The sequence below is a fragment of the Glaciihabitans sp. dw_435 genome (assembly GCF_018449675.1).
Lineage (GTDB): Bacteria > Actinomycetota > Actinomycetes > Actinomycetales > Microbacteriaceae > Glaciihabitans.
Window position 1 is genome coordinate 148,913 of record NZ_JAAVUZ010000002.1, and the last position, 21,191, is coordinate 170,103.

Here is a 21,191-nt window from a genome sequence, read left to right on the forward strand (position 1 = left end):
GGACGGCCTGAGTGCGGGACGGCTTGAGGGCAAGCCCGGCCCGCCGGCGCCTATTGCTGGGTGGCGAGGAAGTCGGCGGCGATGAAGGTGTTCTGCCAACCGCTCGCGCGGGACTGGAGGACCGTGCCGGTGCTGGTGAGCACGCGGATCTGGTCTGTTCCGCCACCGCCCACGATGGAGACGGCGCCGTCGGCACGCCCGAGGGATTCGCTCGGGCCGCCGATCGCGAACGAGGTGACGGACTGTCCGTTGGCCGAGGTCGACAGGGTCGCGACCGTGCGATCGTCGACCCACGTGGCATCCACCGGCGTCTCGGCCGAGACGGGCAGGTCCACCGATGTCGCACCCAGTGCCGTCGGCACACCGTCACGCCGCAGGATGGCAGCGACCTGGAGGCGCGGGCCCGCGTCCGTCTGGAGGTAGGCGAGCAGGCGCGCGCCGTCGCTGGAGACGTCGAGCGATACGATCTTGCCGGCCGCGGGCAGGCCCGAGGTGATCTCGTGCACGACGCCGTCGGCGCCGGTGGCGTGGATGGCGGCAGGGTTGTCCGCGGGAACCGACCACACGTACCCGGACACATCGAGGGACGGGGCGATCAGGTCCTTACGGGGGTCAAGGAGCTTTGGATCGACCATGTCGACCTTGACGATGTAGACGCCGGCGGCGCCGAGCACGGCCGCGGTGGTCTGGCCGCGGGCCATGGTCACGGCGCGGGCGCCGACGGCCACAATCTGGGAGCTCAGCTTGCTGACCGAGTCGATGCCGTCGACGGTGGCGAAGCCAAACTTGTCGTCCTTGCGCACGAGGGGCGCCGAATCCACGTCGGGGGTGACCGCAGCGTTGCTCAGTCCCGGGTTGGCGACGGTGAGGGGTGCGCCGCGCACGGTCATGGTGAGCGTGCTGACACTGACGGTGCCGAGGCTCGCCAGCAGCTGTTGCTGCATGCGGGCGCGTTCGACCGCGGAGGCAGCCCCGGCTTCTTTACTGAGGTCCACGGTGGCCAAGCCCGACCGTACGTCGACGGGCACGGTGGCAAGCTCGGTGCCCTGCGGGAACGCGGTGAGGGTTCCACCGCCCTGCAGCCAGGACGCCTGCCCACCAAGCAGGGCGCTGACGATGCGCGTGGCGATGCTCGAGCGCGCGGGGAACCAGCGCACGTCCGGGATCAGGTAGCGGTAGCTCGGGTCGAAGAAGTAGAGGGCGTGCGAGGCGAACACGGCGTTGAAGTTGTCACGGGACAGCACGGTGCCGGGCGCGAGCTCACTGATGCGCCACTGGCCGGCGACCTTGACGAACCGGAACGACAGCCGGGTCGACCCGGCTGTGCGCAACTCCGTGTACTGGCCGAACGAGTCGACCTGGGCACGCGTGGACACCGAGTAGTCCACGACGGCGTCGCCGCGGCTCACCAGGGTCGCGCTGCCCTCACGGATGAGGAGGTGGGCGTTGGGGTTCCACTTCTCTGCGGCGTCCGCGGTGAGGAACTGCTTCGCGATTTCGTAGTTGCCCTCGGGTGAGGTGGCGGCCTGCATGAAGTCGGTGAGGATCTCCTGCTGCGTGGCATCCTGCTGCGGTCCCGACGGGAGCACGGCGAACGGGAAGTCATCGATCTCGGTGATGACGCCACCACCGTTGACCTGACCGGACGACGGGATGCCGACGCACCCGGCGAGGATGACCGCGGTGATGAGGGCCAGTGCCGCGGTGGCGATCCGGCGAGCGCCGGGCCTGCGGGTGCCGCGACGGGAGACCGCGCGCCGCGCGCGTGCTGCGTTAATCACCGTCATCCTCCCGCTCGCTGTCGTCCTCCGGTGGCAGCGCGATCGGGGACGACTTCAGTGTCGCACCCCGTTGTCGGGGAAGCGTGAGTCTGAAGCAAGATCCCAGCCCGGGCTCGCTCCACACCTCGAGCCATCCATCGTGCAGCACCGCATCCTCAAGGGCGATCGCGAGGCCGAGGCCCGTGCCGCCGGTGACGCGTTGCCGGGACGGGTCCGCGCGCCAGAACCGGTCGAAGACCCGGGACTGTGCGACGGCGTCCATTCCGATGCCGTAATCGCGCACCGCGATGGCGACCGCCGTCTTGTCGCTGTCGACGTAGACGACGATGGGGCGGCCCTCGCCGTGATCGATGGCGTTCGAGAGCAGGTTTTGCAGGATGCGGCGGATGCGCCGACCCTCCACCTCCGCTTCGAAATAGCCTCCCGGGGCGACGAGCCGCAGTTCCGATCCCTTGGAATCGGCCAGGGATGACACCGACTCGATGGCATCCCCCACGAGCCGCACCAGGTTCGTGGGCTCGGTGGCGAGCTCAACGGCTCCGGCGTCGTAGCGGCTCATCTCGAGCAGGTCGGCGAGCAGGATCTCGAAGCGCTGCACCTGCGCGTGCAACAGCTCGGCGGTGCGGGCTGTCGCCGGGTCGAAGCCATCACGCTGGTCGTACAGCACGTCGCCGGCCAGGCGGATGGTCGTCAGCGGCGTGCGCAGTTCGTGCGAGACATCCGACACAAAGCGCTGTTGCACCTGGGAGAGCGCGGCCAGCCGCACGATCTGCTTTTGCAGGCTGTCGGCCATGCCGTTGAACGACCGGGCAAGCGTCGCGATGACGTCTTCGCCCCGTTCGGGAATGCGCTGCTCGAGCTGTCCGGCGGCGAGCTTCTCGGCGGTCTCGGCCGCGAGCCGCACCGGGCCGACGACAAGCCGCACCACCAGGTATGTGACGGCCCCGATGAGCACGATCAGGGCAACGCCACCGAGCGAGAGCGTGCGCTGCACGGAGTCGAGGGTTTGCTGCGCGTCAGAGAGGTTGTAGATCAGGTACAGCTCGTACGACCCCGAGTTGGGAATCTCGATGCTCGACCCGATGACGATGCCCGGGCTGACCGAGCCGTCCGTGTTCGTCATCGACACCGATTGCCAATAGACGCGGCGGGCGTTGTTCGACGAGTTCTCCACCTGCTGGCGCAATGCTGGGCTGATCAGCGCGACGGTGTCCGCCGCCGGGAGGCTCGTCACGTCCTGCGGAACCCGCGGGCCTGCTTGCCCGGGCGTGCGCAGGATCGCGATCAGGGTGCCGCTCGTGCTGGCGTTGGAGCGGGAGACCAGGTCGAACGCATCAATGGTCGAACTCTCGAGGTCGGCACTCGACCCCTGCTCCGCGGTGGTGTCGAAGAACCTCTGTACCGTGACATTTGCGCGTTCGGATGCCTCGAGCAGTTGTGACCTGCGGGACTCAAACAGGTTCGTCCCGACGCTCACCGACATGTATGCAGCGATGATGCCAACCGCGACGGCCGAGAGCGCCACGGTGATGGCCACCGTGCGCAGCTGCAGCGAGACGCGCCACAGGCGGGTGACCTGGGAGACGATTCTCCGCCAGGAGAAATCACGCATGTTTCGTTAGGAGATGGTGCCGGCGCGGTAGCCAACGCCGCGAACCGTCATGACGATGCGCGGGTTGTCCGGGTCGTGCTCCACCTTGGCGCGCAGGCGCTGGACGTGCACATTGACCAGGCGCGTGTCGGCCTTGTAGTGGTAACCCCATACCTGTTCCAACAGCATCTCGCGTGTGAAGACCTGCGCGGGCTTGAGCGCGAGGGCGAGCAGCAGCTCGAACTCGAGGGGCGTGAGGTTGATCTTGGTGTCGGCACGACGAACCTCGTGGCCCGCGACATCCAGAACCAGATCGCCGACCTGCAGCGTCTCCGTGGACGTCTCGGGGCTGGGACGCAGGCGGGTCTTGATGCGCGCGACAAGCTCTTTCGGGTTGAACGGCTTGACGACGTAGTCGTCGGCACCGCTCTCGAGGCCCTTGACGACGTCTGCCGTGTCGCTCTTGGCCGTCAGCATGATGATGGGGACGCCTGACTCCTCACGGATGCGGGCGCACACCTCGATGCCGTCCATGCCCGGAAGCATGAGGTCGAGAAGCACGAGGTCCGGTTTGGATCGACGGAATGCGTCGATGGCGTCGGCCCCGTCGGAGCTGAAAATCGGGTCGAACCCCTCGGTGCGTAGGACGATGCCGATCATCTCCGCCAGAGCGGTGTCGTCATCGACTACGAGAATGCGCGCGTTCATGGGCCTCATCTGTGCATTGGCTCCTCGTGAGGAGCTTTCGCATAACAGTAGTCGAGTGTGAAAGCATAATCCCATGAGGTGTGCTGCCAGCAGACCATTGAGGGGCGTCCGGTGACAGATAGCAACCAGTGGGAGGCTCCCGGAGGGTCTGTTCCCCCGGTAACGCCCCCGCCCGCCCCTCCGACCTCTCCCCCGTTTGCCCCGCCCACGGGCGCCCCGGCGGGCGGAATTGCGCCGCCACCAACCGCCGCACCGCAGTACGGAGCACCCCAGTACGGGGCGCCCCAGTACGGCCAGCAGTACCCGGGGCCGCAGGCAGGCTGGACCCCGCCGCCCAAGCCGGGACTCATCCCGCTGCGTCCGATGACGCTCGGCACGATCCTCGGGGCGTCGTTTCAGGTCATGCGCCGTAACCCCCGCCCCACCTTTGGGGTATCCCTCCTCATCAACGGAATCGTCGGCGTCCTGAGCCTCGCACTCGTCGGCATCCTGCTCGCGGGATCGTTCGATCGGTTACTGAACGCGGCTGCAGAAGACGTGCCCGACATCACCGCGGGCACCGTCTCAATGAACACGCTTGCGTCGGGCATCGAACTCGTCCTCGGTCTCATCGCGGCCGCAGTGCTGCAGGGAATCATCAGCCTCGAGGTGGCGCGCGGAACCCTGGGCGAGAAGCTCAACTTCCCCGGCCTGTGGCGCCTCGCGCGCGGCCGCGTCGGTGTGCTTATCGGATGGTCGCTGCTGCTCTTCGTCATCGCCCTGATCGCCCTCGTTGTGCTCGTATTCGTCTCCGTTGCCATCGCTGTCGCCGGCGGCTCCTCGACGTCGATCGCTGTCGGTGTACTGCTGGGCATCGGCGGCCTGCTCGGGCTCGCCGTCGTCGCCGTGTGGATTGGAACGCGCGTCTCCCTCGTTCCGAGCATCCTGGTGCTGGAGCGCCTCCCGCTGCGCGCGGCCGTCATCCGCTCGTGGACCCTCACCACCGGATACTTCTGGCGCACCTTTGGCATCCAGGCGCTCGTCAGCGTGATGGTCTCCGTCGCGTCCCAGATCGTGCTGACGCCGGTCGCCCTGATCGGCGGCATCGTGGTCTACCTGTCCAACCCCAACGGCGACCCGACGGCATCGGACTCATCGTTCTTCGTGCTGCTGGTGATCACGACGGTCTTCTCGACGTTGATCGGCGCCGTGACATCCATCATCACCTCCGCAACGTCCGCGCTCCTCTATATCGACCTGCGCATGCGCAAGGAGGGGCTCGACCTCGACCTCGCGCGATTCGTCGAGGCACGCCAGAGCGGCGTCGGCACGCAGCCGGATCCCTACCTCGCCCACGTGGACCGCGCGGCCGCGGGGATGCAGTCCCCCACCGCGGGTGGGCCCACCGGTGTCCCCGACCAGGGCGCGACTCCCCCGTCGGACTCTCCCTGGGTATGACGCTCGTCGCCGCTCTCGCTGGTGTGCTCGCCAGCGTTCCCGTCGACCCCGACGCGGACGAAGCGCGGCGCCTGCTGCTTGATGAGGTCACGAAGCCCGAGTACGTGGCGGCCCAGCCGACCTGGCTCGACCGCATCTCCGGTGCGATCGGCGACTGGCTGTCGGGCCTCAGCGTGCCGAACGTCGGGGGTGGCGACGTCATCGGTCCGTTCATCCTGCTCGCGATACTCGCGGCGGCGGTGATCGCGGCCTTCCTCATCTTCGGCCTGCCGAGGCTGAACAAGCGCAGTGGCGCGGCCGGGTCGCTCTTCGGTGAGGACGATGCGCGGGATGCCTCGGCGCTGCGTCTCGCCGCGTCGAGCGCCGCCTCGTCCGGCGACTATGCCCTTGCCATCTCGGAGGGCTTCCGGGCGATTGCGCGGAGCCTGTCGGAACGGGGACTGGTCGTGACCACTCCCGGCACCACCGCCCACGGCTTCTCGCAACAGGCGGCCGCCGAGTTCCCCGCCGAGGCGGATTCCCTCGGCCGTGCCGCCCAGTCCTTCGACGGGGTGCGCTATCTCGGTCTTCCCGGCCGCGAGGCGGAGTACACCGACCTTGTGGAACTCGACGCGCGCCTGCGCGCCGCCCGGCCCCAGCACGACCCGACGCAGCCCGACCTGCACACCGCGGTGCCCGCGTGACCGAGACGCTCGCACCGGAGCAGACTGTTCTCACCCCGACCCTGCGAAAGCGTGCCCGCGGTCTCGTCTTCTGGGCGGTCATCGCGCTGTTCGCGCTCGCGATTGCGCTCATCACGATCGGGCTGACCGGTACGTCCCAGGACGCCGTGCGGCTCTCCCCCGACAGCCCCGCTCCCGCCGGTGCGCGCGGTGTCGTCCAGGTGCTCCGGAGCCAGGGCGTGACGGTGGCCGTGACGTCCTCGCTCGCCGAGACGCGAACGGCCGCCGCAATCTCGGGGCCGGAATCCACCACCATCCTGGTGCGCGACACCGAGTCCCTTCTCGACGGTGCGCAGTTGCGCAGCCTCGGCGGGCTCAGCAGTAACGTGATCCTGCTTGAGCCGGGATTCCGCCAGCTGAACACCCTCGCTCCGGGCGTCGCCCAGGCCGGGTCGCTCGACTCCGATGTCGTGCTGTCCGCCGACTGCGCACTCCCCGTGGTGCAGCGCGCCGGCACCGTCTCGGGCGGCGGACACGGCTACCGGCTGGTTCCCGCCAGTGCCGACACCGGGTCGGAAACGCCCACCTCCATCACTACGGCGTGCCTGTCCAGCGGGGACGGTTCCGACGGCGGCACTGACACCGGCAGCGACTCCGGGTCGGAGTCCGGCGGGGCAACCGCCGGCACCGGGGACGTGTACTCGCTCGTGCGGGTGGTGACCGGGGAATCCGCGGTCACTGTGCTCGGGGCATCCGACGCCCTCACCAACGAAACGATCGTGACCCGGGGCAATGCGGCGCTGGCCCTCGGCGTGCTGGGTGAGCGCGCCTCGCTGATTTGGTACGTACCGTCGCTGGCGGATGTCGCGGCGGTGTCGCCCCCGACGCTGGCGGAGCTGTCCCCGGACTGGGTGGTACCGACCGCGCTGCTCGTGTTTATCGTCGCGATTGCCGCGGCGTTCTGGCGCGGGCGGCGCTTCGGCCCGCTCGTGATCGAAAACCTGCCGGTCGTGGTGCGGGCAAGCGAGACCATGGAGGGGCGAGCGCGGCTTTACCAGCGAAGCTCGGCCCGGTCCCGTGCGCTCGATGCGCTCCGGGTCGGCGCCATCGGAAGGCTCGCCACCGCCTGCGGTCTGCCCCGGACTGCGTCAGTCGAGGAGATCGTGCAGGCCGTGGCATCCATCTCCGGTCGTCCCCTCGACCAGGTGCGCACGCTGTTGCTGGATGCGCGCCCCACCAGCGACCGCGAACTGATCCGACTGTCGGACGCGCTGCTGGAGCTTGAGACCGCCGTCGCCGCCCAGCGCTGACCCACTGCCACTGCCACCCGCCACCCGCCACCCGCCACCCGCCACCATCGATCATCACCGAGAGACACTCACCATGCAGGAGAATTGGCCCATGACGAACCCCCAGCTGCGCGATGCCTTTTCCCGTGTGCGCGCCGAGGTGGCGAAGGCCGTTGTCGGCCAGGACGCCGCCGTCACCGGACTGATGATCACGCTGCTGTCGGGCGGCCACGTGCTGCTCGAGGGCGTGCCCGGAGTCGCGAAGACGCTGCTCGTGCGCACCCTCAGCGCGACGCTCAACCTCGACACGAAGCGGGTGCAGTTCACGCCGGATCTCATGCCGGGCGACGTCACCGGTTCGCTGGTCTACGACGCGAAGACGGGCGAGTTCGAGTTCCGTGAGGGACCGGTCTTCACCAACATCATGCTCGCCGATGAGATCAACCGCACACCCCCGAAGACGCAGTCAGCGCTGCTCGAAGCCATGGAAGAACGACAGGTGTCGGTGGATGGCACGTCCCGCCAGCTGCCCGTCCCCTTCATGGTTGCCGCCACCATGAACCCGGTCGAGTACGAGGGCACGTACACACTGCCGGAAGCGCAGCTGGACCGGTTCCTCATGAAGCTCGTGCTCGATCTGCCCGGACGGGAGGACGAGGTGCAGGTGCTGACCCGTCACTCTGCCGGCTTCAACCCGCGGGATCTGGCCGCCGCCGGCGTCACCGCGGTGCTCGATGCGACGCAGCTCGCGGAGGCGCAGGAGGCGGTGCGCCAGGTGCGCGCGTCCGAGGATGTCATCGGATACGCCGTCGACCTCGCGCGCGCCACCCGCCAGAGCCCCTCGGTGAAGCTCGGCGTCAGCCCCCGCGGCACGACGGCGCTGCTCTCGGCCGCCAAGGCGTGGGCGTGGCTCAACGGCTTCGACGCGATCACCCCCGACCACGTGCAGGCGATGGTGCTCCCCGTGCTGCGGCACCGACTGCAGCTGCGGCCCGAGGCCGAGCTCGAGGGAGTCTCCCCCGACACGATCCTGCGGTCGATCCTCAGCCAGGTGCAGGTGCCGATCTAACGATGGCTGTCTCAGGGTGGTTCGTCGCGCTGGTCGCACTCGGCGTTGTGCCGTTGATCGTGCTCGATCAGCCGGTGGTGCTCGTCGCGTGGCTCATTCTTGTCATTCTGTTGACCACGCTCGACCTGGTCCTCGCCGGAACTCCGCGCGGACTGCGCTTCACCCGGGAGCTCCCGGCGCGCGTCCGTCTCGGTGAAAGCGTCGCGTCCCGCCTGCTCATCAGCAATGCGGGGAGCCGCCGCGTCAGCGGGATCGTGCGGGACGCGTGGCAGCCGTCCGCGGGAGCGGTCGCCACGAGGCATCCACTCTCCATTCCCGCCGGCGAACGCCGCACGATCACGACCACGCTCGTGCCGTTCCGGCGGGGCGAGCGGCGGTCGGCTCACGTCACCGTGCGGTCGTTCGGTCCGCTGCGGCTGGCCGCGCGCCAGGCGACCATCGAGGTGCCCGGGTCCATTCGCGTGCTGCCGCCGTTCACCTCACGCAAGCACCTGCCGTCGAGGCTTGCCCGGCTGCGGGAGCTGGACGGGCGCACGAGCGTGATGATCCGCGGGCAGGGCACCGAGTTCGACAGCCTTCGCGAGTACGTGCGCGGCGACGACGTGCGGTCGATCGACTGGCGGGCCACCGCGCGGCGGCGCGACCCGTCGAGCGGAGCGCCGAGCCTCGTCGTGCGCACGTGGCGTCCGGAGCGCGACCGCCGGGTCGTGATCGTCGTCGACAGCGGGCGCACGTCGGCCGCGCGCATCGACAACGAGCCGCGTATCGACACGGCCTTTGAGTCCGCCCTGCTGCTGGCGGCGTTGGCAAGTCGCGCCGGGGACCGCGTGGATCTTGTCATTTACGATCGCCGGGTGCGTGGTCGGGTGCAGGGCGCCACCGGTGCCGACTTGCTCGCCAGCCTCGTCAACACCATGGCACCCGTCGAGCCCGAGCTGCTGGAGATGGACTGGGCTGCCGTTCCCGGGCTCGTCCGCTCGGTCACGTCGCAGCACGCGCTCGTGGTGCTCGCCACGTCCGTCGATGCGCCGGGTGCCGCCGAGGGACTGCTGGCCGTGCTGCCGCAGCTGACCCGGCGTCACACGGTGATCGTGTCATCCGTCACCGATCCCAGCGTCGTGGACGCCACCCTCGCCCGCGGCGACCGCACCGAGGTTTACCGGGCCGCCGCCGCCGAGCGCGCGCTGCTCGACCGGGAGCGGGTGTCCGCGGCCATCCGCCAGCTCGGTGGCGTTGTGGTCACCGGGACGCCCGCAGACCTGCCGCCCGCCCTCGCCGACGCCTACATCGCGCTGAAGGCCGCCGGGCAGCTGTAGCGCGGGTTCCTCGCCGCACTCGGCGGGGCGTCGAGCGCGCTCGGGGCGCTTTTCCCCATCGAAGGAGCAGACTTTGTCGCCATTCGTGGCCGCAAACGACCATCTCTGCTCCTTCGATGACTCCGACGCGACCAGACACGAGGTCTCTCGGCTCGCACGGCATCGAAAGGGTAAAAACGGACGGTTTTCGCCCAATCAGCTCATGTTTTTACCCTTTCGACGGACGAGGCGTGGGCACGGGTGCGGACGGGGCACGAAAGCGGGGTGCGGCACGCGAGGAGTGCAGAGGCGAAAGGGGGCATGGGCGAAAAGGGCGCCGGCGCGAAAGGGGTGCGGGCGCGGAGAGAGGTGCGGGCGCGGAGATGGGGCGCGGGCGCGAAAAAGGGCACGGCCACCGAAGTGGCCGCGCCCCGTATTCGCCCGGCGGGAGTTACCGCGGATGCGGGTCCCGCCGGGCAGCGATGGTGACTAGCGGGAGACCGGAGCCGGTACCAGCTCGTCGACCGGGGTCTCGATCGGGGCGAGTCCGGCGGCGACACGCGCGCCGAGCGTGGCATCCACGTTCGTCCAGTACTGGATGACCCGGGCTCGCAGCGACTCGATCGTCACGGCGGACACGTGGCCGATGATGTTCGACACCAGGCGGTCGCGTGCGGCGTCGTCAAGAACCTCGCGGACGAGGGTCCCGGCCTGGCCGAAGTCGTCGTCCTCGGCGTGCAGGGTGACGGCCGAGCGCACAAGGTCTCCGTCGCTTTCCCAGCCGCGGTCGTTGCCGACGGCCTCGGGCGACGCGGCTGCTCCACCGAACGAGTTCGGGGCGTAGACAGGCACGTGCGGGTCGTTGAAGTCCTGGCGCATGGCGCCGTCCTTCGAGTACGTGTGCACCTCGGCGGCGTGCGGCGCGTTCACCGGAAGCTGCGCGTGGTTCGTGCCGACGCGGTAGCGGTGGGCGTCCGCGTAGCTGAAGATGCGGGCCTGCAGCATCTTGTCGGGGCTGGCCGCAATTCCGGGAACGAAGTTGGACGGCGCGAACGTCGCCTGTTCGATCTCGGCGAAGTAGTTCGCGGGGTTGCGGTTCAGCGTCATTACGCCGACCGGGATCAGCGGGTAGTCGCCCTTCGGCCACACCTTGGTGAGGTCGAACGGGTTGAAGCGGTACGTGGCGGCATCCGCGTAGGGCATGATCTGCACCGAGAGGTCCCACTTCGGGAAGTTCTCGGCCTCGATGGCCTCGTACAGGTCGCGGATGTGAAGGTCGGCGTCCTGCCCGGCAACAGAGTCGGCCTGCTCCTGCGTGAACGTCTCGTGGCCCTGCTGGGTGCGGAAGTGGTACTTCACCCAGAAGCGCTCACCGGCGGCGTTGATCCACTGGTAGGTGTGCGAACCGAAGCCGTCCATGTGGCGCCAGGATGTCGGCAGTCCGCGGTCTCCCATGAGCCAGGTGACCTGGTGTGCGCTCTCCGGGGAGAGCGACCAGAAGTCCCACTGCATGTTGTGGTCGCGCAGGTGGCTGCCCGGAAGGCGCTTCTGCGAGTGGATGAAGTCGGGGAACTTGATGCCGTCGCGGATGAAGAACACCGGGGTGTTGTTGCCGACGAGGTCGTAGTTGCCCTCTTCGGTGTAGAACTTCAGCGCGAAGCCACGCGGGTCGCGCCAGGTGTCGGGGCTTCCCTGCTCGCCGGCGACGGACGAGAAACGCGCGAGCATCTCCACCTTCGCGCCGGGCTGGAACAGCGATGCGCGGGTGTACGCGCTGACATCGTGCGTGGTCTCGAACGTTCCGAACGCTCCGCCACCCTTTGCGTGAACTACACGCTCCGGCACACGCTCGCGGTTGAACTGGGCGAGCTTCTCGACGAGGTAGTGGTCGGTCAGCGCGATGGAGCCGTTGGCGCCGACGCTCTGCGAGTGCTCGTCACTGGCGACGGGGGCGCCGCTGTTGGTCGTGGTGACGTTGGCGGGAGTGACGGGAAGGGGTGTGGCATTCAAGTCGGACAAGTTGCTCCTAGTTGTGGTGATGAGAGTGGTGACAGAAAAGACTTAGGCGAGCGCCGAGCACTCCGCGCAGAGACCCCAGAACGTGATCTCCGCTGTTGAGACCGTGAACCCGTTGGTGTTGCTGGGAGTCAGGCACGGGGCATCCCCATGTACGCAATCCACGTCGCCAATGGCGCCGCAGTTCGTGCAGACGATGTGGTGGTGGTTATCGCCGATGCGACGCTCGTAGCGGGCGGGAGATCCGGCTGGCTCGATGCGCCGCAGAAGGCCGGATTCGGTGAGGCTCGCGAGAACGTTGTGCACGGATTGAATGGATGTCCCGGGCAGCTGCTCCTGCGCGGCGCGGAACAACGACTCCGCATCGGCGTGGGGCAACCTGTCGAGGGCCTCGAGGATCACCACGCGGCCCGCGGTAACCCGCAAACCCGCCTCACGCAACTGCGTTTCCGGTGTCGAGGTCATGCCCTCACGCTAGCCCTTATCGTGAATGACTCAAAACAAGGGTGCCCTAACTTTGGGCAGCGAGGGACGAACTCAGCCCGCGACGACCTGACGGGCTCCCGCCTCGAATTCGTCGATGTCCCCGGTCTGGCCGGCGCGGAATGCGCGACCGCCAACGACCCACTGGTAGACGACGAACGCGGCAAGGGCAACCGTGCCAATACCGATCTTCACCACCCACGGCCAGTCCTGCCGGGTGACGAACCCCTCGATGATGCCCGAGACGAGGAGCGACAGGATCAGTCCCACCACGATGGAGAAGAGCGCGCGTCCGTCCTCGGCGAGCGCCTGCCCGCGGGTGCGGGCGCCCGGAGCGATCCACGACCAGGAGATCATCATGCCCGCGCCTGCCGCGACGAAGATGCTGTAGAGCTCCAGCTGTCCGTGCGGCGCCAGGTAGAGGAAGAAGTGGTCGAGGCGACCATACTCGTGCATGATGGCGCCGGCCTGCCCGATGCCCACCGCGTTCTGCACGACCATGTACGGCGCCCACACGGCGGTGATGCCAAACGCGACACACTGCGCGGCGATCCAGGCGTTGTTCGTCCACACCTGACCGGCAAAGCTGCCCTCCGCGAAGTTGGAGTAGTACCCCACAAACTGTTCGTTCGCGTACTTCTTGAGGTCGTCGGGACTTCCGAAGTTGAGCAGCAGCTCGGGGTTGGCACTGAGCCAGAATCCGTAGGCGGTGGCAACGATGAAGAACGCGACCACAGCGCCGAGCGTGAACCACCGCACCCGGTACAGCGCGGCCGGCAGCTGGAGGGCAAAGAATCGCGGGATCTGGCTGAGAATATTGGTGGATGCCCCGGTGAACCGCAATCGCGCGCGGCTCAGCGATAACGACAACCTGTCACCCTGAATGGACTGGCCCGCCGTCGTCTTGATGGCCGACAGCTGCGTCGCCCCCGACTGGTACAGCTCGATCAGCTCGTCCGCTTCTGCCCCGGTGAAGCGGCCCTTCTTGCCCAACCGGGCAAGGCGATCCCATTCTTCGCGGTGGGCGGCAGAGTAGGCGTCGAGGTCCATCTGCTTAAATGATGTCATGACGAGCCCGCGCACCGGCAAAGCCCGCTCCGGGGAGCGTGCGGCACGCCGGGCGGCATCGTTGCAGTCCGCGCTGGCGGCGGCCCAGGCATCCGCTCTCCCGCAGACCGGCGACGGTCACGAGCATGAGCTGATCACCGGGGAAGCTGTCGCCCTCGACCTGCGGCCGACCGGTTTCGCGCTGCGGGTTGCCGGCGCCGCGATCGACTTCGTCACCTACCTCGGCGGTGGCATTCTCCTGCTGCTGTTCGTTCTGCCGCTGCTGGCCGACTGGCTGCGTCCCGACGAGGCGACACAGGCCGCATGGACCGTCGCGCTGCTGGTCGTGGTCACGGTCGTACTGCCCACCGCGGTCGAGCTCGCCACGCACGGCAAGTCGCTCGGCCGGCTGGCGGTGGGCGCCCGGATTGTGCGGGATGACGGCGGGGCCGTCGGATTCCGGCACACCTTCGTGCGCTCCCTCACCGGAATTCTCGAGATCTACCTGACGCTCGGCGGGCTCGCGGTGCTGGTCGCGCTGCTCAACGGCAAATCCAAGCGGATGGGCGACCTGCTCGCCGGCACCTACAGCCAGTACGAGCGGGTGTCGAAGGAAGTCGTGCCCGTATACGGGGTGCCGCAGTCACTTGTCCCCTGGGCGCAGACGGCGGATGTCGCGCGGATGCCCGACCGGCTCGCGCGGCGGGTTTCCCAGTTCCTGCGTCAGGCCGACAAGTTCACGCCCGCGACCCGGCGGCGTCTCGCGGGGGAACTGGCGGCCGAGGCATCCATCTCGGTCTATCCCGTACCGCGCACGGAACCGGAGCTGATGCTCGCGGCCCTCGCGGCGATTCGTCGCGAGCGCGAATTCACCGCGCTGACGCTCGAGCGGGAGCGGCTGACGCACCTCGAGCCGGCACTGCGCGGGCTGCCGCACGGCTTCCCCGACCGCGGCTGATCGGCTCGCGCCCCCGGAGGTGCGCGGCCGACCAGCGTGGGGGTTTAGTAGCGGTAGTGGTCGGGCTTGTAGGGACCCTCGACCGGCACGCCGATGTAGTCGGCCTGGCGCGGCGACAGCTCGGTGAGCACAACGCCGAGGGCATCCAGGTGCAGGCGCGCGACCTTTTCGTCGAGGTACTTCGGCAGCACGTAGACGCCGACCGGGTACTTCTCGGGCGAGACGTACAGCTCGATCTGGGCGAGCACCTGATTGGTGAAGGAGTTGCTCATGACGAACGACGGATGACCCGTGGCATTGCCGAGGTTCATCAGGCGTCCCTCGGACAGCACCAGGATGCTGCGTCCGGTGGGCAGGCGCCACTCGTGCACCTGCGGCTTGATCTCGATGCGCTCGGCGCCGGGAAGGCTCTCGAGGCCCGCGATGTCGATCTCGTTGTCGAAGTGGCCGACGTTCGAGACGATCGCGAGGTGCTTCATGCCGAGCATGTGGTCGACGGTGATGACGTTCTCGTTGCCGGTTCCGGAGACGAAGATGTCGACCTGGTCGACGACGCTCTCGAGCGTGGTGACCTGGAAGCCGTCCATCGCGGCCTGCAGCGCGCAGATCGGGTCCACCTCGGACACGATGACGCGGGCGCCCTGGCCGCGCAGCGCCTCGGCCGCACCCTTGCCCACGTCGCCGTAGCCGGCAACGAAGACGACCTTGCCGCCGATGAGCACATCGGTAGCGCGGTTCAGTCCGTCGGGCAGCGAGTGACGGATGCCGTACTTGTTGTCGAACTTGGACTTGGTCACCGAGTCGTTGACGTTGATCGCGGGGAACAGCAGCTCGCCGGCCTTGGCCAGTTCGTACAGACGGTGGACGCCGGTCGTGGTCTCCTCGGTCACCCCGAGAAGGCCCGCGGCAATGTTGGTCCACCGGTCCGGGCTGGCCGCGAGGGAGCGGCGGAGCACGTTGAGGATGACGGAGTACTCGTGGCTCGCGTCATCCGCCGTCTCGGGCACAACACCGGCGAGCTCGAACTCGCGGCCGCGGTGAACGAGCAGGGTGGCGTCGCCGCCGTCGTCGAGGATGAGGTTGGGTCCGGCAGCGTCCTCGGCCGACCAGTCGAAGATCTGCTCGGTGCACCACCAGTACTCCTCAAGGGTCTCGCCCTTCCAGGCGAAGACGGGAACGCCGGCAGGCTCGTCGACGGTGCCCGTGGGGCCGACGACGATGGCCGCGGCGGCCTCGTTCTGGGTGGAGAAGATGTTGCAGCTCGCCCAGCGCACCTGCGCGCCGAGGGCCGTGAGAGTTTCGATGAGCACTGCGGTCTGCACCGTCATGTGCAGGCTGCCCGCGATGCGGGCGCCCGCGAGCGGCTTCGACTCACCGAACTCCGCGCGGAGGGCCATGAGGCCGGGCATTTCCTGCTCCGCGAGGCGAAGCTGGTGGCGGCCGGACTCGGCGAGCGAGAGGTCGGCGACCTTGTACTGGAGGGACGTTGCGGTAGGCATGGTGTCGATTATCCCAGTGTTCGCCTTCGAAGGCTCTCAGGGTGGCGGATGACCCGCTGCTGGGGTACGACGTGGTCGCGACGCACCCCGACCGCGGTATTCCGCGATCACGGCGCTAGAGTCACCCCATGGCCGAGACGCGCGACGACGACGAGTACGACGCGTGGGTCATCGGCCTCCGGGAGTACTGGGGATCGGGCGTGGTCTGGTCTCCCGAAGACGACCGCATCCAGTCGCCCGTTGAGGACGAGGGCAGCGGCCTGAGCGCCGAGCTGATCGACCACCTCCGCTGGTGGCGGGCGCGTGTTGACGGCACTGCCGAACAGGCGTCGTATCAGAGCCCACCCGGGATGCCCTTCGCTTTGTTCGAGGCGGGACGGGTTCTCGCCCAGCGCATCGCAGACGAGGTGGGTGAGGAATTTACGGTGGAGTTGTCATTCGAGGGGCGGATGACCCGTGTGCGGGCCGCGCGCCGTGCGCGTAACCCCGAGGCGCGCGATTTCTTCGCCGCGAGGGCGCGGGCCGCCGCGGCCGACCGGCGTTACGGCGCCTGATTCGCGGGTCGGCGGGAGAAACTGGCTCGCGGCGGGAGCTACAACTCCCGCCGAGCGGGAAACGGGTGTCAGTCGGTGGCGAACGGGTCGAGGTAGACCATGCTGACGTCCGGGCCCATGTAGGAGGCCGCCGTGGCGACGTTGCTGACGCCGTGGATGAGCACGTCGCTGGACGCCATGCTCTCCGCGTCGCGCCAGACTTCCCAGGCCAGCCGCGAGGACCATCGGGACACATCCGCCGACATCAGGTGCTGCAGCTGGTGCCCGTCGCGCAGCTGGTCCTCGGTCTCGAGCAGGTCGTACCGCTCCTGCTCCTCGAGGCTCACCCGGCTGACGTCGTCGAAGCGCACGACGTGGTCGCCGAACTGCTCGATGAAGGCCCGCACCACGCGCTCCTGGTCGGTCGCGACGAACACGCGCCAGTCGTCGGACGACTCGGCGATGCCGCGGGTCGCGAGCTCGCGGCGCACGGCGCCGAGGTATTGCTCGAGCCCGGCGATGACCATGCCGGGCTGCTCGACCGCGTGGCTGGGGTGCTTGACGTGCACGGCGATGGTGAAGCGCCCGCCGAAGCCGGTGTCGAGCATGCCGTCGATCTCCGCCTGCAGTTCGGGCCGCAGGTGCACGAACTCCTTCATCGCCCCGTTGTACTGCTTGCGGAAGCGCCCGAACCACGGCGCCCGGTACAGGTGGAACGCGTTCACGTAGGTGAGCAGCGGCTCCCGACGAGCGGCGCGCGGATCGTTGGGGTCGAGCGAGTCGGCGTAGAGAAACTCGGTGTCATTGAGGTCGTCCGCCGACAGGCCGTACAGCGGCTGGAACAGCTGCAGCCACATGTTGCCCTGGTTGGGCTGGCTGTAGCAGTAGCTCACGATCGGTTCGGTCGACCGTTCGATCAGCCGTCCGGCGTCCCAGTCGGGCAACACCATCGAGACGCGGTCATCCTGCAGCGACCAGGTGAGGTGCTGCATGAAGACGTTGAAGATCGAGAAGAACCCGGCGTCACGCACGGGCACGACCAGCGGTCGGGCACCCAGCTTGCGGGCGTTGCGCCCCACCGTCGCGCGGATCAGGTCGTCGGTCTCCGGCGGGAGTTGGATGAGGGGCCGGGATGCCCCGGAGCGCAGTTCACTCGGGAAGTCGGCATCCACCACGCGGGCGTACGACGGAGCCAGCGCGACGATCGAGTATTCCGCCGCGAGCATCTTTCGCTCGTGGGCGTCGGTCCGCGGAGCGGCGAGCACATAGGCGCGGGCCTTCTCCATCGCCACACCCAGATCGGATGCCTCGATGGCGACACCGGAGCCGATGACCCGGTTGTCGATCTCGGGGTAGCGGGCGGGGATGAACCCCGCGCCATCCACCAGAAAAACTCCGACGGCACGGGCGAGGCCCGCGTGGTCGGGGATGTTCGAAAGCACGACAGGCTTGCCGAGAGCGAGAGCCTCGCGCGGCGCAACAGCGTACCCCTCGCCACTGGACGCGGACACGAACACATCGAACGAGTCGAGCAGGTCCGAGTTCTCGTGCGGCAACAAGACGCCGTAGCTCAGGGTGATGCGCGGGTCGTTGGCGCGGGCGATCAGTGCGGCGAGGCGCTGGTGGGATCCCCCGCCGACGTCGGCCGCGTGGATGACGAGTTCGACGTCGTCCCGCCCCGGGTAGGTCGCGCGGAAGGCCTCGATCAGCACGTCCAGCTGCTTGCGTTCGTGGAACGTCGCAACCGTTCCGAAGCGCGTGACCGGCGGCATGGGGGGCGTGTATCGCCGGGCGATGAGTTCCTCGATATCGAGACCGATGGGCAGCGTCACGATAGGGGTGCGGACACCGGATGCCACGGCCACAGCTTCCAGGTGACTGCTGGTCACCAGCACCAGGTCGAACCTGTCGTTGAGGATTGCGACTCGCTCCTGCGGCAGCTCGGTCGAGTCGAAGGAGACATGGGCGACGCGGAAGCCGCCGTCCGTGGGGATGTTCTGGAAGGACAGGTCGGCAAACCCCTCGCGCACAGCGTCGGCGTAGAAGTACACCGCGAACCCGGCGAGGCTGTCGGCGACGGTAACCACCCGCCCGCTCGGCAGAGCGATCTCGGCGCCGGGGTGCGGAGTCGTGTCCCGCACCGGGTAGTAGGAGACGTCAAAGTACCGGGAGAAGATGTCCAGCGCCGCGAGCGTTGCCCGCCCCAGATCCGTGGTGAGGTCGGAGCGACCCATCACGCAGATGCCGGCACGGGGGCTGTTCGCCTCCGTTGCGGTCATCGACGGAAGAGTTTCCGCAGGTACAGCCCCGGCTGCCGCAGCGCCCGGAGGGGCATCGAGAACTTCCACGACGTACTGCGGTAGACGGCGGCGAGTTCGGCCTCCGCGGCGCGCAGGGCGTGCGCGGTGACCTCGGCGTTCGCACGCATGCCGGCGATATTGCGTTCGACGGCGGCGGATGCCGATTCGCGGGCGACCTCGCGGGCCTCTGCGGCAGATCGGGCGGCAGCGGCGCGCACGGCAACGACTTCGCGACGGGCGCGGTCCACGTCGCTGACCATCGCGGCAATATAGCGTTCGCGCTCGAAACTCTGCTGGCGCACTGCCTCGACCTCGACCTGCAGGGCCGAGTGACGGCGTTCCGCAACCTCAAGCGCGGTGGCGAGATCATCGACGGCGGCGCTGCTGCCGACTTCGGGATGATCCGTGGTCAGGGCAATCGCACGTTCGATGACCGCGCGCGGAGGCTCATCGCCACTCATCCCGAGGGCAGAGGCAACTCGGGCAAGCGTTGATTCGGCAACCGACTCCGTCGGAAGGCGGAAGTCGTCGCTCACGTTCACCGGGCGGTCGAAGGCCGGGGCAAGTTCCGCGAGCTTTTCGTTGGCAACGTAGAAGCGGCTCAGCCCATCGAAGAAGACCCGGGTGTACCGGGCATCCACCAGCAGCTGATCGGAGGCTTCCGCCGTCTCGTTCATGGTCGTGTCGGCGACAACGCGCAGCACGATGACCCAGGGACGTTGGGTGGCGAAGTTGGCGCCGCGAAGAACCGCGAGCTCGGCGCCCTCGACGTTGACCGAGAGGAAGTGCACGTCCTCGTCGATGTGTGAGTTCCAGACGTTTTCGAGGGTGTCACCGGCGACCACTGCCTGCACGATGGTGCGGCCTGCCTCGGCGTAGCGGCTGCGCAGGCGGGAGTCGACCGTCGACATCTCGGCGAACTCCGCGACGGAGTAGAGGGTGACGGGACGGTCGTCTTCTCCGAGCGCCAGCTGCAGCGAGATATCGCGCAGGCGCGTCTCGACGAGTCGGTTGTGGGCCGCGGCGACGGGTTCGACGTTCGTTCCGTGCCATCCGCGGTCGTAAAAGGCCTTGGTGATCGACCCCAGCTCGGGGTCAGCAGCGCCCACGTCGATGTACTGGCCTCGCTCGACGTGCCCGAGTGCTCGGTGGAGCAACACGTCCTCGAAGTTTTGTGCGTACGAAGTGAACCGCATGCGGACTACCTTCTCGCATCCTCGCTGTGCGCGGCGTACCAGTCGTACGTCTTGTGCAGTGCGTCCTCGAACTTTACCTTCGGGCTCCAGCCCAGGTCGGTAAGGCGCGAGATGTCGTAGGAGCGCTCGACCTGGCCGTCGGGCTTCGAGCGGTCCCACTCGATGTCGCCGGTGAATCCGCTGATCTTGACCAGCGCGTCGACGGTCTCGCGAATGGAGACGTGGCTGCCGGATGCCATGTTGTAGGTACCGCTGCCGCTCTCGAGGAGCGTGCGCAGCGCCTCGGCGGCGTCGAGGCTGTAGAGGAAGTCGCGCGTGGCGAGTCCGCTGCCCCAGACAACGAGACCTGTGCCCTCGGTCTTGCCGCGGTAGGTCTTGGAGATGAGGCTGGGCAGCACGTGCCCGTTCTTCTCATCGAATCGGTCGTTCGGACCGAAGAGGTTTGTCGACAGCGCGAGCGCGTACTCAAGCTCGTACTGGTCGCGGTAGGACTCGAGCTGCGCAAGCATTGCGCGCTTGGCGCTGGCGTATCCGAACTCGGATCCGTGCGGCGGGCCGTTCCAGATGTCGGTCTCGCGCATCGGCAGGCTCACGGTGTCGGAGTACATGGCGACGGATCCCATCGCCACGATCTTCTTGACACCGGACAACCGCGCGGCCTCGACGAGGTTCGTGTTGATCTGCACGTTGTCGAAGTACATCGAGCCCTGGCTCCGCAGATTGCCCATGAGGCCGTGCACACGGGCAGCGAGGTGAATCACGTAGTCCGGCTTGATGTGCTCGAGAAGAGCGACCGTGTCAGCCTGGTTTCTTAGGTCGCAGTCGGTGGAGCGCAGCCCCACGACTTCGTAGCCATTGCGAGTCAGGTTCTCCTGAACTGCCATCCCAATGACGCCTGTCGCGCCTGTAACCAGAACCTTCATACGAGCCGTGACTCCCATCCCATGACACCGATCCCGATGTAATTTTGGGACGCCAACTGAACTTGCTTCACCGATGTTACCTTAGAACGCACTGGGAGCGATTCGACGTCGAACGCCTTGCGAGTAGTTCTCATGTAACGGCACTGTAATACAGTGCCAGAGATCGGTGGCGTCATCCAAGCACCACGTGACGGACGATCTGCCAGCCCTGAGGGGCCGACAATCGGTCGGCATGCCGCGAACACAGGTCGTAGCTGTGCGGCTCGGCCTTCTGGCTGAGCGGACCGAGAACCGCCATGGAATCCGCGTACACGTAGGTGAGTGTCGATACAGCTACCTCGCTGCAAGCGACTTTGCTACATGGACGGCCAGTCATTGTCGCCCCAGTCTAATCACCCCCACGT

The 21,191-nt window shown here is 67.8% G+C and carries 18 protein-coding genes; 7 read left to right on the top strand and 11 right to left on the bottom strand.

Annotated features, from left to right (window positions below):
• Positions 1-50: 50 nt before the first annotated feature.
• From HB677_RS03605 to mtrA, 3 genes are read right to left on the bottom strand one after another with little or no spacing between them, the layout of a single operon-like run.
• A complete protein-coding gene (locus tag HB677_RS03605; protein ID WP_213814304.1) occupies positions 51-1,781 on the bottom strand; it encodes an LpqB family beta-propeller domain-containing protein in 1,731 nt (576 codons plus the stop codon).
• Positions 1,774-3,393 (bottom strand): MtrAB system histidine kinase MtrB, encoded by a 1,620-nt coding sequence (gene mtrB / locus HB677_RS03610; RefSeq protein WP_213814305.1) that lies wholly within the window; start codon positions 3,391-3,393, stop codon positions 1,774-1,776. Before mtrB ends, HB677_RS03605 begins: the two co-directional genes overlap by 8 nt.
• Positions 3,394-3,399: 6 nt before the next feature.
• A complete protein-coding gene (mtrA, locus tag HB677_RS03615) occupies positions 3,400-4,080 on the bottom strand; it encodes an MtrAB system response regulator MtrA (RefSeq protein WP_213814306.1) in 681 nt (226 codons plus the stop codon).
• A gap of 111 nt (positions 4,081-4,191) precedes the next feature.
• Between mtrA and HB677_RS03620 the strand changes: the two genes are divergently transcribed.
• From HB677_RS03620 to HB677_RS03640, 5 genes are all read left to right on the top strand, one after another.
• Positions 4,192-5,517 (top strand): hypothetical protein, encoded by a 1,326-nt coding sequence (locus tag HB677_RS03620; protein WP_213814307.1) that lies wholly within the window; start codon positions 4,192-4,194, stop codon positions 5,515-5,517.
• Positions 5,514-6,200 carry a DUF4129 domain-containing protein gene (locus HB677_RS03625; protein ID WP_213814308.1) on the top strand — a complete coding sequence of 229 codons (687 nt, stop codon included), beginning with the start codon at positions 5,514-5,516 and terminating at the stop codon, positions 6,198-6,200. Before HB677_RS03620 ends, HB677_RS03625 begins: the two co-directional genes overlap by 4 nt.
• On the top strand, positions 6,197-7,489 hold the full coding sequence (locus HB677_RS03630; RefSeq protein ID WP_213814309.1) for a DUF4350 domain-containing protein: 1,293 nt from the start codon (positions 6,197-6,199) through the stop codon (positions 7,487-7,489). Before HB677_RS03625 ends, HB677_RS03630 begins: the two co-directional genes overlap by 4 nt.
• 91 nt (positions 7,490-7,580) lie before the next feature.
• Positions 7,581-8,537, top strand: a complete 957-nt coding sequence (locus HB677_RS03635; protein WP_213814310.1) for a MoxR family ATPase — start codon at positions 7,581-7,583, stop codon at positions 8,535-8,537.
• A gap of 2 nt (positions 8,538-8,539) precedes the next feature.
• Positions 8,540-9,853 carry a DUF58 domain-containing protein gene (locus HB677_RS03640; RefSeq protein WP_213814311.1) on the top strand — a complete coding sequence of 438 codons (1,314 nt, stop codon included), beginning with the start codon at positions 8,540-8,542 and terminating at the stop codon, positions 9,851-9,853.
• Positions 9,854-10,321: 468 nt separating this feature from the next.
• On the opposite strand, the gene HB677_RS03645 is transcribed toward HB677_RS03640, so the two are convergent.
• The 3 genes from HB677_RS03645 to HB677_RS03655 form a co-directional block, all read right to left on the bottom strand.
• On the bottom strand, positions 10,322-11,851 hold the full coding sequence (locus HB677_RS03645; RefSeq protein ID WP_275950880.1) for a catalase: 1,530 nt from the start codon (positions 11,849-11,851) through the stop codon (positions 10,322-10,324).
• 42 nt (positions 11,852-11,893) lie between these two features.
• Positions 11,894-12,313: a Fur family transcriptional regulator gene (locus HB677_RS03650; protein ID WP_213814312.1), complete on the bottom strand. Its 420-nt coding sequence runs from the start codon at positions 12,311-12,313 to the stop codon at positions 11,894-11,896.
• 72 nt (positions 12,314-12,385) lie between these two features.
• Positions 12,386-13,381 (bottom strand): stage II sporulation protein M, encoded by a 996-nt coding sequence (locus HB677_RS03655; RefSeq protein WP_213814560.1) that lies wholly within the window; start codon positions 13,379-13,381, stop codon positions 12,386-12,388.
• A gap of 16 nt (positions 13,382-13,397) precedes the next feature.
• Between HB677_RS03655 and HB677_RS03660 the strand changes: the two genes are divergently transcribed.
• A complete protein-coding gene (locus HB677_RS03660; RefSeq protein WP_213814313.1) occupies positions 13,398-14,336 on the top strand; it encodes an RDD family protein in 939 nt (312 codons plus the stop codon).
• Positions 14,337-14,380: 44 nt separating this feature from the next.
• Here the strand turns inward: HB677_RS03660 and ahcY are convergent, their stop codons facing one another.
• Positions 14,381-15,835 carry an adenosylhomocysteinase gene (gene ahcY / locus HB677_RS03665; RefSeq protein ID WP_213814314.1) on the bottom strand — a complete coding sequence of 485 codons (1,455 nt, stop codon included), beginning with the start codon at positions 15,833-15,835 and terminating at the stop codon, positions 14,381-14,383.
• A 128-nt stretch (positions 15,836-15,963) separates the two neighbouring features.
• On the opposite strand from ahcY, the gene HB677_RS03670 reads away from it, so the two are divergent.
• The gene (locus tag HB677_RS03670) at positions 15,964-16,389 is read left to right on the top strand and encodes a hypothetical protein (RefSeq protein ID WP_213814315.1); all 426 of its coding nucleotides are present in this window, start codon (positions 15,964-15,966) and stop codon (positions 16,387-16,389) included.
• A gap of 68 nt (positions 16,390-16,457) precedes the next feature.
• On the opposite strand, the gene HB677_RS03675 is transcribed toward HB677_RS03670, so the two are convergent.
• The 4 genes from HB677_RS03675 to HB677_RS03690 form a co-directional block, all read right to left on the bottom strand.
• Complete coding sequence (locus tag HB677_RS03675) at positions 16,458-18,647, bottom strand: glycosyltransferase (protein WP_213814316.1); 2,190 nt, start codon at positions 18,645-18,647, stop codon at positions 16,458-16,460.
• Positions 18,644-19,864, bottom strand: coding sequence for an FkbM family methyltransferase (locus HB677_RS03680; RefSeq protein WP_213814317.1), 1,221 nt, complete (start codon positions 19,862-19,864; stop codon positions 18,644-18,646). The genes HB677_RS03675 and HB677_RS03680 overlap by 4 nt, the downstream gene beginning before the upstream one ends.
• Before the next feature lie 5 nt (positions 19,865-19,869).
• A complete protein-coding gene (locus HB677_RS03685; protein ID WP_307852468.1) occupies positions 19,870-20,805 on the bottom strand; it encodes a GDP-L-fucose synthase in 936 nt (311 codons plus the stop codon).
• Between the two features lie 154 nt (positions 20,806-20,959).
• Positions 20,960-21,163: a DUF3499 family protein gene (locus tag HB677_RS03690; RefSeq protein ID WP_213814319.1), complete on the bottom strand. Its 204-nt coding sequence runs from the start codon at positions 21,161-21,163 to the stop codon at positions 20,960-20,962.
• Between the last annotated feature and the right edge of the window lie 28 nt (positions 21,164-21,191).